Raw genomic sequence first — 13,349 nt, 5'->3', positions numbered from 1 at the left:
ACGGAGTAACACTGCCAATCTTTTAAGTTTAATAAATCCCCTCCCGACGACTCCTTACAAAAGCGCTGAAAAACGACGCTTTAATTCAAAGCAATGGTGAGGGACATCGCTGGAGTGGTATGTCTTGGGTACTCTACAGGTACTTTTGAGGGGTGTCACCCCCCACAGTGCCCCTAACCTTATGAAACTGCGCCACAAAACTCTACTGCTGACCACGCTGCCTCTGCTGGGGCTGATGGCAATTCTCTACGGCAGTTTTTCCATGATCTTGCAGCGCAGCTACAGTCGCCTTGAGCAGCAGGATGCCCAGCGCAACCTGCAACGGGTTGATGGGGTGCTAGCGGGTGACCTAGCCCAACTCCAAAGCCTTACCGAAGACTGGGCCGCTTGGAACGACACCTATACTTTTATCCAAGACGGCAACGCTAACTATCTCGAGTCAAATCTCAGCAAGTACGCCTTAGAAAGGCTACAGCTCAACGCTATAGCCTTCGTCAACCCTGAGGGCGAGATCGTTTATGGCACAGGCTACGACTTAGACAACAGAATCTTTCTACCCCTACCTCCCGATCTGGCCCAGCAGCTCACTCCTACCAGCCCGCTGATGGAGTTTGAGCACCTGGCCTCCAACCACCAAGGGTTAGTGATGGTGGATGGACAGCTTATGCTCGTAGTGGTGGAGCCTATTCTGCGCAGCGATTCCACAGGTCCCTCTAGAGGGGCGTTGCTCATGGGGCGAACCCTGAGTGCTAGCGTCGTTGAATCCCTAGCGCAGCGCACGCGGCTAGATCTACAGCTCTATTCCCTAGGTCAAGACGAATTATCGGAGTCACTGCGCCCTATCCTCACGACCCTTGGCGATCGCACCGACTCAGCTACCCTAGTACGGCCTCAAAATGCTGAGACCTTAACGGGCTATACTCTCTGGCCTGACATCTACGGCGCTCCCCAGGCACTGCTGGAGGTCAAGCTGCCCCGCGATATCTACCGGCAAGGGCTGATTAGTCGCCACTATCTTGGCTGGTCGCTGCTCGGGTCTTGTCTTGTGTTTACCAGCGGCATGCTGCTACTGCTCGATCGAGTAATTTTGCGGCGGCTGCTGGGGCTTAGCCAGCAGGTGCAGCACATCGGACGCTCTAACGATCTCACCCAACGAGTGTCAGTGCAGGGAAACGATGAGCTGAGTTCCCTGGGCCAACAGATCAACGACATGCTGGGTGAGCTGCAAATCAGCAATACAAAACTAGCCCAGGAGCAGCAAAAGGCTGAGCAGCTCTTGCTCAATATTCTTCCAGCGCCGATCGCGGGCGAGCTGATGCAGACCAAGGCATCTATCCCTCAGCATTTTGACGAGGTGACAATTCTATTTGCCGATATTGTGGGGTTCACGAGCCTGTCGCACCATCTGTCACCCATTAAGCTGGTAGACCTGCTCAACCAAATCTTCTCGGCTTTCGACAGCCTAGCTGAACAGCTAGATCTAGAGAAAATCAAAACCATTGGCGATGCTTACATGGTGGCGGCCGGGCTACCTATGCCGCGAGACGATCATGCGGAGGCGATCGCCGAAATGGCCCTGGCGATGCAGCAGGTCACCGCTTCCTTCCAGGCCGAGTCGGGGGAACCGCTGGAGATCCGCATCGGCATCAACACCGGGGTAGTGGTAGCCGGAGTAATTGGCACGAAAAAATTTATTTACGATCTCTGGGGCGATGCCGTCAATGTGGCCAGCCGTATGGAGGCCTCTAGCGAACCTGGTCAGATCCAGGTTACGGCTGCGACCTATGAGCGCCTCAAGGACAGATACCGGTTCGAACGTCGCGGCTGCATCGCTATTAAAGGGCGTGGCGAAATGGAAACCTACTGGCTGCGTGGTCACCGGCCTGAAGCACTGTTCTGCGCCCTTCGTAGGGAAAGCACTCAGCCTACAACTCCCTAGAGTTTCAAACGGCTTACTTCGCGGTCTGAATTCCACTAGTAGTCTGCCAAGCCGAATATAAACGGTGGGGGGCAAGGGTATACGGTTTAAGGTTCAAGGTGTACGGCCTACCTTAGACCGTACACCTTGAACCCTGGATCTCAGTCGTTAGGCTTGTCGCAATCAGCCAATTAAGCACCAGTACCAGAGCCGGGTCACAAGACCCCTAGCTTTTGTGCCCAATCCTGCTGAATTGTCCCTAAAGGCGCTGAGGGAATTCCCCGAGCTTTTGAATTGATCTAGCAACAGCCTTGTAAGGTATCCCTGCCAAATCGAGGGTATGTACTTCAAGGCTAACTTGAACCTACGAAGCATTTGCCTAGTAGCCGTGAGCAGTTAGTTCTAAAAACTAGCAAGGTCTAGATACTTAGGAAACTGCACAACAACTTAGTAAGCGGGTAACGCGATTCGAACGCGCGACATTCACCTTGGCAAGGTGACGCTCTACCACTGAGCTATACCCGCATTAAAAACCAGTGTCGGAAGCAACTTCGTTTCGCTGGTTTTGACTTTATCTAGAATCTCAAAAAAGTGTGACTATGTCAACATTTTTTTGGATTTTCTTAGGCAGTCTTTGGTCTTAAATGGAATCCGCGTCGGGAACCACGACGGCTTGAGCTGCCACCGGCATCCCAGGCGCCAAGCGGGCTGAGCCATTACCCATACCACTGCCCATAGCCGAATGAATCACTCCCATTAGACTGGCCATTTCCAGAGCGCTCATGGCATAGTCCCAACCGTGGTTGGCCTTAATACCCGCCCGCTCCAGGGCCTGCTGTAGCGTATCGGTGGTGAGTACGCCAAAGATGATTGGCACACCGGTTTGGAAACCCGCTGCCGCCACACCCTTGGCAACCTCCGCCGCCACATAGTCGAAGTGGGGCGTCGAGCCACGGATAACGGCTCCCAAGCAAATGATCGCATTGTAGCGGCCGCTAAGGGCCAGCTGCCGAGCCACCAGCGGAATTTCAAAACTGCCGGGCACCCAAGCGTAGTCGACCTGGGTGCCTTCGGGGTTAACGTCTATACCATGGCGCTTCAAGCAATCTTGGCAACCCTCCAGCAGCTTACCCGTAACTAAATCGTTGAATCGGCCTAGCACAATGGCAAACCGGGGAGACCCTGTGGAGACTAACGTGCCTTCAAAAACCGCCATAAATATTCTTATTTACACCACAAAGTAGTTGAGGCCGCCAACGACGACCACCAGAGCGCCCCAAATCACAGAGCCAAACAGGATGAGTCGTTTGGACTGATCCCAATCTTGGGGAGAGGCGTAGGCTACGGGCACATACACCACCAGCACAAATGACATCAGGACCAGGGCAAACAGCGCGAGTTGAAACAGAATTACCATGGGTTTATATTTGCTCTCTCAAACACAGCAGCGGAGACGGCGGTGAACAACCTGATGAATGGCCCAGGCTAACAGCCACACTACCCTAACCAGTACGCTATCAGAAAGAGGCCCCGCCGGAAAGTGTGGCCCTCAAAAAGGCCCGAAACTTATGGACCTAGTCCTTTGCCACACCACCGCCGATTTTGACACCCTAGGGGCTGCCGTGGGGCTAGCGCGCTTGCGGCCAGGGTGCCGCATTGTGCTGACTGGGGGCTGCCATCCAACGGTGCAGCGTTTCTTGGCCCTCCACCGGGACGAGTACCCGCTGATTGAGCGGCGATCGGTGGATCCTAGCCAGATTGAACGACTCACCTTGGTCGATGCTCAGCAGCGCGATCGCTTTGGCCCAGCGGCCGAGTGGATCACCCAGGCCGAACATAACCAGGTGCCCATCGAGATCTACGATCACCATCCCAGCAGTGCCGAAACGGTGCAGGCTCAGAAGACGACGCTCGAGGCTGTGGGAGCAGCCACCACCCTAGTGGTGGAGTTCCTGCAAAACGAAAAAATTGAGCCGAGCGTCGCGGAAGCCACGGTCATGGCCCTGGGGATTCACGTCGATACAGGTTCGCTGCTGTACGACGGAGCGACGGAGCGGGATGCTTCTGCCCTGGCTTGGCTGATGGCCCATGGAGCCAGTCTGTCGGTCATTGCCGACTTTGTAGAACCGGGCCTGAGCCCCGCTCTGCAGGAGTTGTTGACAGAGGCTATGGCCGCTCTCCAGGTGGAGACCGTAGGAGGCCACACGTTGGCCTGGGTGTTACTACAGGTTGATGGATACGTGCCAGGTCTATCGGGGTTGGCAGAGCAACTGATAGCTCTAGCCGACGCCGACGCGCTGCTATTTGGGGCCTATTACGCCGCCAAAGAAGAAGCGGAATCCGCCAGTTTGCCAAACCAGGATCTGTCCCGTCCATCGCTGGGGCTGCAAAAACTCACGTTAATTGGCCGTGCCCGAGGCCGGGTTAGCGATCGCCTCGACTGGGGCAAGGTGCTGACAGCCCAAGGCGGCGGCGGACATCCTGCAGCGGCCTCGGCCAGCCTCACGACGGAGGATCCTTTAGGAACGGTGCAGAAGGTGATGGCGGTGGTGCGATCGCACCTTCCCCGCCAGCCCACCGCCCGCGATCTGATGTCGTCGCCGGTGCGCACTATTCGCCCCGACACTACAATTCACGAGGCTCAGCGGATTTTGCTGCGCTATGGTCACTCGGGTCTGTCGGTGGTCGATGAGGGCGATCGCCTAGTCGGGGTCATCTCCCGCCGCGATCTGGATCTGGCATTTCACCACGGTTTTAGCCATGCTCCAGTCAAGGGCTACATGGCCACCAACCTCAAAACCATTACCCCCGACACCCCCCTCACCGATATCGAGCATCTGATGGTGACCTACGACATCGGCCGCCTACCGGTGCTGCATCAAGGAGCGCTGTTGGGCATCGTCACCCGCACCGATCTGCTGCGTCACCTGCACCAGGGGCAGCCCTCTCCTCTAGCCCAACCCGCTCTCCCAGGCCCACATACTGCCATTGCCCTACAGCAGGCCCTAGGGGCTAGTTTGTCGCCCGTATTGCAAAGCATCTTGCAGCAAATCACCGCAGCGGCCGAGGAGCGGGGTTGGCACCTCTACCTGGTGGGCGGCGCGGTGCGCGATCTGCTGATCTGTACCGACTCCATTTCAGCGGCCCTACCGGACCTCGATCTAGTGGTGGATGGATTCTTCAGCAATGCCCAAGTAGGGGCTGGGGTCGACCTGGCGACCGTGATCAAAGAACGATTTCCAGAGGTCGATTTGCAGGTACATGGGCGATTTCAAACGGCGTCGCTGGTCTGGCGCAAAGAGTTGGACCATCCCTTGGCCGGGCTGATGATTGACATCGCCACTGCCCGCACGGAGTTTTACCCTTACCCCGCCGCCAACCCTGAAGTCGAAGCTAGTTCTATTCAGCAAGACCTTTACCGTCGCGATTTTACGATTAATGCTCTAGCCTTGCGGCTCACTAATCCTGGGACGGGGCAGCTGCTTGACTACTTTGGTGGACTCATTGACCTGCGCCAGGGCACCATTCGAGTCCTGCATGCCAACAGCTTTATTGAGGACCCGACGCGCATCTACCGAGCGGTGCGGTTTGCGGTGCGGCTGGGGTTTAGCCTTGACGCCCAGACTGAAGGCTACATTCACCACGCCATTGCCAGTGGGGTTTACAGCCAAATGCAACATCAGATGCGGCGGGCCCCGGCCTTGCAGGTGCGGCTCAAAAACGAGCTGAAATACATCCTGGAGGCACCTTACTGGCAGTCAGCGCTAACTTTGCTAGACCAGCTTGGAGCACTGCACTGTCTCCACAGTGAGCTGACTATGAATCCAGCCCTATGGCAGCAGCTGCAACGCCTCAGCCGCTGGGCAAAGCACTTTAGCTGGCCTGAGTTAGGGCCGCCCTGGCTACTGCGGCTCCAGGGGCTGCTCGCCGCCGTACCGGCTGAGGCGCGATCGCCCCTGGCCACCCATTTACAACTGCCCGATCGCGCCATTGAGCGCCTGGCTAACCTCGATCAATGGGAACACCAGTGGCAGGCCCTCGTGGCAACTGAGCCCGCACCCAGCAAGCTATATGCCGCCTTCAGTCAAGCTGATATTCCCGCTCACCTGCTGATCAGTGCTCGCCATCCGCGACAGTTGGGCCCAACCCTGTGGCGTTACCTCATGCAGTGGGCTCCTACGTCGCCCCTGATCGACGGTGATCAACTCAAAACCCTGGGCTATCGCCCCGGCCCCAGTTTTAGGCCGATGTTGGAGACCCTGTTTGCCGCGCAGCTCGATGGCGCGATCGCAACCCAGGCCGACGCGATCGCCTACTTGAGGCAGCACTATCCTCAACCCTAAGGAGGAAGAAGATACTGGCACATCTCCCCCACTAGGTAAAGAACGGGGTAGAGTGGCAAAGATCATCGACCCCATCTGCTTTTATGACCCTAGCCGTGGGCACCGCCCTTCAAAACGGCACCTACGTAATTGATGCGTGGGTGGCCGAAGATGCCGTTGGCCCCGTCTATCTAGCGATGGATGTGTCTAAGGGGCAGTGGATTCAGCTGCGCATATTGGGCAGTCGCAGTCCAGCAACCCTGCCCGATGTCTCACAGCGCCAGGTGTTTTATCGGTACCTCGACCAAGTCAACAGCCTCAAGCAGGCAGCATTTCCAGCCCGCTTAAGCGGTTTTGAAGAAGAGGGCGTCTGCTATCAAACCCTAGTCAGCCCCCCCGGCACCCCCCTCGATCGCCTGGTGACTGAAACCAACTCCCTGGCACCTCGCTCCAGCATGGCTATTGTTCAGCGCCTTGCAGAAGCCTTCGAGACTCTCCACCCCCTAGGCTGGGCCGGGTTGCGATTGACCCCTGATCAAGTGTGGTACGAGCCCCAGGAGCAGACCATCACGTTCACAGGATTTGACCTGCCGCCATCCACCCCCGTCATCCCACAACCTATCGACAAAAATGTCTCCCCAGAAGAGCCAGCCCTGGTGCGCGGACTTACTCACCTGCTGTATTTTTTGCTAACTGGTCAGCGGGCGGAGGCTACCAACGCTCCCCTAACAGTGGAAGTTCGTCGTCGACACCCCGAGCTACCCACCGTTGTTAATACGGCCTTAGCCCTGGGCAGCCCCAGGCCTTTAACCGGGGCTACACCAACTCTGCAAGAACCAACACCCACCGTTACTTTGGCGGAGTGGAAAGCCCTTTTGCCACCCCCTGAGCAGCTACCCGCGACACCAGCACCCAGTGCAGTACCTAGTGCAGCACCTCAACGCTTTACCGGCCCCCCGACCAGGGTAGTATTTGGCCAATCTGACCCCGGAGCCCAACCCCAAACAAAAGTTGACTATCCTGCGCAGGTCAACACCCTAGTTGGCTCAACCCAACGCCAGAATCGTTCGCTGCCAATGCTGGCTCTAGTCGTGACTGGGCTGATGGCTACAATCAGCGGCCTGGGGTTTGGCTTCTATGCTCGGCTCCAGCCGGCCAGCTCTGCTAGTCAAGAGCGGCTCAATCCCAATCAGTCGTTTCCTCCGCTCCCTGGCTGGAATGGCGACGACCTCTTGCAGCCCTGGGCCGATGCCCCAGCCCGGCGCGATCGCCCCGACTACAGCAACACGCCACCCCCGGGTTCGGCGCCAGTACCCGACTTTAGCCCCAACCCTCAAGAACCTGCTGCCCCACCCCCAGCGGTGCCCCAACCTGAAATTGTCCCTGAGCCTATCCCTGAACCCGTAGAAGACTGGGAAACTCCGGTGCCCACCCAGCCCGAACCCGTGCCCGAGTTTGAACCCATATTCCCCAGCGACCCCGCGCCACTGCCTGTGGAGCCCGCTCCAGCACCGCAGCCGCTACCCGCACCAGTCCTCGTGGAGCCCGTTCCGACGGAAGAAGCAGCTCCAGCGCCCCTAGCCCCAGCACCCCTAGCCCCACCGGCCCCAATGCCGTCATCTAGCTAGACGGTTTTGCTGAGTAAACCAAAACTTAACCCAATATCCGCCCGGTGCTAGAGGAATAAGGACGTTATAATTCTCTACAGTTAGGCGAGTTTCGCTACATCATCCGTTCTTCCTGAGGTTTGCCATGAGTAGCCCCGTGCTGCATGCGTTTTATGTTGGCCGCGCCCTAGCCGATGCGGTTAATGAGCGCGCCGAGCGGTTGTTGACCGATGGGTTGAGCCTAGTGGGTAAGTTTGACGCCGAGCAGCGGGAATACTTTCGCCAATTTACGGAAGAAGTAATGGCTCGGGCTCAGCAGGTAGAGGCAGAAGCTGGAGAACCCTCCATGGGGAACACAGCATCGGCTTCAACGGGCTCAGTCACCGATCTACAGGCCACTATTGATAACCTGCGAGCCGAAATTGCCCAGGTGCGCGTTGCCTTACAGCAGTATCGGGCTACTTCCCAGATCTAAAAGTCAAAAAACCGGCTTGGCCTCATGCCAGGTCTAAGCCTGCCGGGGCTGCTGCCCGGAACTATATCGGTTTGTAAGTTGCTGCCATCCCTTCTGTCTTAGGAACTTGAGTGTCTGCTGTTTCTGATTCCTCCGCATCGGCCAAGCTGCCTTCCCCTCTCGACAACGGCGAGGGCGACTTAAGCTATGTTGAAGGCATGAATGGCAGCCCAAATAATTCACATTTCGAAGACCCCCTAGACGGAGCTGCTCCCATTCCATTGGGCCTAGCCAGCACGGCGAGCCTGGCATCTGCTGCCGGTGAAAAGGCGCCACCTTTCCGTCAAGACTCTTACCGCTGGAACCAGGGCCGATACTCCCGCCAACGTCGCTTTGTCGATATTTGGGGTTTTGTACTGCGGCTGCTGTGGGCCCGATGGCTCTATGGCAAAGCCTGGAGCTACGGTGGCACCATCACGGCTGAAGCCCAGACCGCCCGACGACGGGAGCTGGCCGTATGGATCCGCGAAACTCTACTCGATTTGGGTCCTACCTTTATTAAGGTAGGGCAGCTCTTTTCAACCCGTGCTGATATTTTCCCCATTGAATTTGTGGAGGAACTGTCAAAGCTTCAAGATCGGGTGCCGGCCTTCAGCTATGAGCAGGCCCGCGACATTATTGAGGCTGACTTGGGTAAGCCCATCCACACCCTTTACCGCACCTTTGATCCGATTCCATTGGCGGCGGCTAGCCTAGGGCAGGTGCATCGGGCTCAGACGCACAGCGGTGATGAGGTGGTGGTGAAGGTGCAGCGCCCGGGGCTGCGATCGCTTTTCACCATCGACCTATCGATTCTCAAGGGCATCGCTCGCTACTTTCAGAGCCATCCCAGCTGGGGTAAAGGCCGCGACTGGTTAGGCATCTATGAAGAGTGCTGCCGCATTTTATGGGAAGAGATCGATTACCTCAACGAAGGCCGCAACGCTGACACCTTTCGTCGCAACTTCCGCGGCGAAGACTGGGTCAATGTGCCTCGCGTCTTCTGGCGGTTGACCTCCTCTCGAGTGGTCACCCTGGAATACATGCCCGGCATTAAAATTAGCCACTATGATGCCCTTGAAGCCGCTGGGTTAGACCGTAAGCGCCTGGCTCGGTTGGGGGCTCAAGCTTACCTACACCAGTTGTTGAACAACGGCTTTTTCCACGCTGATCCCCATCCGGGCAACGTTGCCGTTAGCCTTGATGGATCGTTAATCTTCTACGATTTCGGCATGATGGGCCAGGTACAGCCGATGACTCGCCAGCGGCTGATGAGTACGTTCATGGGAGTAGCCCGGCGTGATGCTGGGCAGGTAATGGACTCCCTAGTGGAGTTGGGGGCACTGGCACAGATCGATGATATGAGCCCGGTGCGTCGCTCGATCCAGTATATTTTGGATAACTTTATGGACCGCCCCTTTGAGGAGCAGTCCATCAATGCCATCAGCGACGACCTTTACGCCGTCGCCTACGATCAGCCCTTTCGCTTTCCGGCCACGTTTACCTTTGTGATGCGGGCGTTCTCTACCTTGGAAGGGGTAGGCAAAGGGCTCGACCCCGAGTTTAACTTTATGGAAGCGGCTAGGCCGTTTGCTGCACAGCTTATGTCCAATGGCAATCCGACCGATGGAGCTAACAGTCTGCTGGGTGAACTCAGCCGCCAGGCTGCCCAAGTCAGCACCTCTGCCCTGGGCCTACCCCGGCGCATCGAAGACACCCTCGACAAACTAGAGCGCGGTGACATTCGGGTACGAGTGCGCTCGATTGAGACCGATCGCGCCCTGCGCCGCATTAGTGGGGTCACGATGGCCAACAATTATGCCATTTTGGTGGGGGCGTTTACCCTTTCGGCAACGGTACTGGTACTATCTGAATTCGTTTGGCTGGCCCTAGTACCTGGAGTACTGGCGGCGGGTACAGGAATCGCGTTTTTGCGAGCGGTGCTTCAGGTCAACCGGGCCGATCGACTGCCTTAATGGTTTAGCTCAAGTTTGCTATGGTGGATTGTGTTTTTTCAGGGTTATCTGATCCAGGTCTGCTGCGCACCAGCAACCAGGATGATTACTACATCGACCCTGAGGGACGATTTTTCATTGTGGCAGACGGCATGGGTGGCCATGCTGGGGGGCAGGAAGCTAGCCGTTTGGCCACCGCCGCCATCAAGACCTTTTTGCATCAGCACTGGCATGGGGAAATAGCCACGGCTCAGCTTCTAGAGCAAGCCCTGCGCCAGGCCAACAATGCCATTCTCGACGACCAGAGGCGTCACCCCGAACGGGCAGACATGGGGACTACCGTGGTGTTAGTCACCTTTCGCGACAGCGATCCGCAGCCCTGGTGTGCCCATGTCGGCGACTCTCGCCTCTACCGTCTGCGGGGCCACCACCTAGAGCAGCTCACCGAAGATCACACCTGGATTGCCAAAGCTATTCGAGCCGGCGAGGTCAGCTCGGCTCAATCGCGCAGCCATCCGTGGCGCCACGTGCTGTCGCAGTGCTTAGGACGCGATGACCTTGCCGAAATTGATATTCAACCCATTGAGGTGCATAGTGGCGATCGCCTACTGCTGTGCAGCGATGGTCTCACCGAAGAACTATCGGATCATCTCATTGCCTCTCACCTAAAGTCGATTCGCGCCTGTGAGGCGGCGGCCACAGCCCTTGTTAACTCTGCTAAGCAGAGGGGGGGCCGCGACAACATCACGGTGGTAGTCGTAAATCTATCAGCACCTTCTGGCACAGACAGCTAGTTTGGGCGACTACCTACCTGCTGAGAGGCAGGTATTTTATTTGCACCAAGTCAGTCTTTTGAGCGATGCAATCGCATTGAAGATAGCTCCTACAACCTTCATTCGAGGCGGCTGGAGATGCTGTGACCACGCAATAATGCGGGTAACGCACCCCTGTACCAGTGCTGTCTGGGCCCGAGTAACCGAATACATCAAGAAGTTTGCTCTGAGCATTTTTACTTAGCAGACATTGCTAAAAGTTGTAAATTCTCTGCCGACAGATGACGGTTTGGGAATGGCTTGTTATATTCGCTTACAACACCAGTAAGTGGATCTTTGTCAAATGATCGTTATAATTTGTAAACCATTACGTATTGGCCTAGGCCGGTACTGTGGCTACAACTTATTCCGGTAGCGAAACCAGATGTGCTGGGATTGGTTTTTCCTTAGGGAGGCTAACCCGTGCAGCTAGGCATAACTCAGGCTCAGCTTGGTCGTTATAGCCATTACTGGGGTGTTGTTCTCTCTCTCTCACAGGAGTAAATCCATGAACGAACCGATGCAACTCTCTTTGGAGCAGCAGTTTAGTTTGAGGTCCTTTGAGACCCAAGTTGACAAAATGAGCCGGGAGCAGGCTCAGCAGTTCCTAGTCAAGATGTATGAGCAGATGATGATGCGAGAAACGATGTACAAGCACTTTCTTAAGCACGAATGGGGAATTGGGCCAACTCCCCAAGTCTAGGTTCTCGCGTTGCCTAAACAGCATGAAGACGGCGACCTCCCTCTCTTGCACGATTCTCTTGAATCAGGCCGGGGATGCCGGGGCGTCACCTTCGATGCTAGAAAACGTTTTCATCAACTGTAGAATCGAAGCTCACGTTAGTTCCGTTAGTCAAAGTCCACCTGCTTCAACCCACTCGTTTTTTGTAGTCGCTTTTTACAGCCATAGTTGTGTTAAGGGTTCAAATCAACCGCTTGCAATGCGTCTCTGCCCCTTGGCCCACAGCTAAAGTAGCTATCTTTATGACCCAATGCCCCTGTGCAGCGAGAGCATAGGAAGTCGGTCAAACTAACCTTGTTTAGATCTCAGTTCTACCCAATTTCTGATTTTTGGTACGTCGACATCGCTACCGTCGATATCTAAGCAGTTTAGCTTGACCTACAGAACCTCCGAGCAGAGGGGAGTTGCGACCTTTAAGGGGTTAAAACGGCCCTATCTAACGCTATGGTAAAGAGAAGGGCTTCCCTAACGGCTGCCAATAGTCTGTAGGGACATGCCGCACGATTGCCAGATTGAGCGATCGCAGATTTTGTACGCTTTGTTGCACCTGAACGGGGGACCTATGTTTCAGCGCGCGCTCATTTGTACCGACTTCAACGATGGTATCTACCGTCTTGCCCAGTTTGTGCCGAGCCTCGTCGCTGGAGGGTTTAAGTCTCTGGTGTTTTTTCACAACGTTTCGGTAGACGGGGAGCGGGAAATTCCGCGGGACAGCCCAGAGCTGCTAGAAAAACCTCGCCAGCGCTTGCAGACCCTGCTGCGCGATGTACCCAGCGACATCGATGTAACCGTTGAGGTACAGATGGGACGCGCCAGCGAGAGCATTTTGCGCCTGGCTAAAAAGCACCAGAGCGACGTGATTTTTTTGGGCAGCCCAACCCGCACCCTGCTGGAAGAGAAACTCTTTGGCAGCACTACCGCTAATCTGGCCGAAAAGACAACGATTCCCATCGTTATTTTGCGGCCACAGCTCGTGTCGACCTACACTACCGCTGAGCTAAAACTGCGCTGTGCTCACCTGTTCCGTTACCTGCTAGTTCCCTATAACGGCACCCAGGGAGGCAAAAGTTTGCTCAAAAAAATTCATCAGCAGGTGAAAAACAATCCTAACTCGGTGCTAGAGCGGGTGCGGCTGCTATGGGTTGTCGATGAAAGCGTGCGCCGGGAGTTGAGGGGCAATAATCCCCTGAAGCAGGCTGAACAGGAACTCGACCAGCTTCAGTCAGAGTTAGCTGCCCTCAATTTAGTCGTCAACACCACCGTCGTCGAGGGCAACCCCTTGACAGAAATTTTGAAAACAGCAGAAACGCACGATATAGGAGCGATCGCCGCCTGCTCTAGCAACCTGGGCGGCGTTCTCAAGTGGTCAGCCCCCAGCCTTACCCGCGAAATTTTGCGTAGCAGCTGGCATCCAGTGCTGTTTTTCCCGGCTTAAATATATAGCGTTGCCACTGCACTTGGACACAAGTTATTACCACCAGCAAAAACTTGGATGGCGCA

10 protein-coding genes and 1 tRNA gene are annotated in these 13,349 nt (G+C 56.0%); 8 read left to right on the top strand and 3 right to left on the bottom strand.

The window, feature by feature from the left end; translation table 11 throughout:
• Window positions 1–181: 181 nt before the first annotated feature.
• Window positions 182–1,939, top strand: coding sequence for an adenylate/guanylate cyclase domain-containing protein (locus tag NC979_RS02125; protein ID WP_190523273.1), 1,758 nt, complete (start codon window positions 182–184; stop codon window positions 1,937–1,939).
• 432 nt (window positions 1,940–2,371) lie between these two features.
• On the opposite strand, the gene NC979_RS02120 is transcribed toward NC979_RS02125, so the two are convergent.
• From NC979_RS02120 to psbZ, 3 genes are all read right to left on the bottom strand, one after another.
• A tRNA-Gly gene (locus NC979_RS02120) sits at window positions 2,372–2,443 on the bottom strand.
• Window positions 2,444–2,558: 115 nt separating this feature from the next.
• Window positions 2,559–3,134, bottom strand: a complete 576-nt coding sequence (gene ribH / locus NC979_RS02115; protein ID WP_190523271.1) for a 6,7-dimethyl-8-ribityllumazine synthase — start codon at window positions 3,132–3,134, stop codon at window positions 2,559–2,561.
• Window positions 3,135–3,146: 12 nt separating this feature from the next.
• Window positions 3,147–3,335, bottom strand: a complete 189-nt coding sequence (gene psbZ, locus NC979_RS02110; protein WP_017301429.1) for a photosystem II reaction center protein PsbZ — start codon at window positions 3,333–3,335, stop codon at window positions 3,147–3,149.
• Window positions 3,336–3,486: 151 nt separating this feature from the next.
• Between psbZ and NC979_RS02105 the strand changes: the two genes are divergently transcribed.
• From NC979_RS02105 to NC979_RS02075, 7 genes are all read left to right on the top strand, one after another.
• The gene (locus NC979_RS02105) at window positions 3,487–6,261 is read left to right on the top strand and encodes a CBS domain-containing protein (protein ID WP_190523269.1); all 2,775 of its coding nucleotides are present in this window, start codon (window positions 3,487–3,489) and stop codon (window positions 6,259–6,261) included.
• Window positions 6,262–6,344: 83 nt separating this feature from the next.
• Window positions 6,345–7,868 carry a protein kinase family protein gene (locus NC979_RS02100; RefSeq protein ID WP_190523266.1) on the top strand — a complete coding sequence of 508 codons (1,524 nt, stop codon included), beginning with the start codon at window positions 6,345–6,347 and terminating at the stop codon, window positions 7,866–7,868.
• A gap of 124 nt (window positions 7,869–7,992) precedes the next feature.
• Window positions 7,993–8,322 carry a DUF6825 family protein gene (locus tag NC979_RS02095; RefSeq protein ID WP_190523265.1) on the top strand — a complete coding sequence of 110 codons (330 nt, stop codon included), beginning with the start codon at window positions 7,993–7,995 and terminating at the stop codon, window positions 8,320–8,322.
• Window positions 8,323–8,432: 110 nt separating this feature from the next.
• A complete protein-coding gene (locus NC979_RS02090; RefSeq protein ID WP_347403978.1) occupies window positions 8,433–10,316 on the top strand; it encodes an ABC1 kinase family protein in 1,884 nt (627 codons plus the stop codon).
• Between the two features lie 20 nt (window positions 10,317–10,336).
• Complete coding sequence (locus NC979_RS02085; RefSeq protein ID WP_190523263.1) at window positions 10,337–11,089, top strand: PP2C family protein-serine/threonine phosphatase; 753 nt, start codon at window positions 10,337–10,339, stop codon at window positions 11,087–11,089.
• Window positions 11,090–11,615: 526 nt separating this feature from the next.
• Window positions 11,616–11,810 carry an NblA/ycf18 family protein gene (locus NC979_RS02080; protein ID WP_190523260.1) on the top strand — a complete coding sequence of 65 codons (195 nt, stop codon included), beginning with the start codon at window positions 11,616–11,618 and terminating at the stop codon, window positions 11,808–11,810.
• 601 nt (window positions 11,811–12,411) lie between these two features.
• Window positions 12,412–13,284: a universal stress protein gene (locus tag NC979_RS02075; protein WP_190523259.1), complete on the top strand. Its 873-nt coding sequence runs from the start codon at window positions 12,412–12,414 to the stop codon at window positions 13,282–13,284.
• The last annotated feature ends 65 nt before the right edge of the window (window positions 13,285–13,349 follow it).

The organism is Leptolyngbya subtilissima AS-A7 (genome assembly GCF_039962255.1).
GTDB lineage: Bacteria > Cyanobacteriota > Cyanobacteriia > Phormidesmidales > Phormidesmidaceae > Nodosilinea.
Note: the sequence above shows the minus strand (reverse complement) of the source record. Positions and strands in the feature narration are given on the sequence as shown.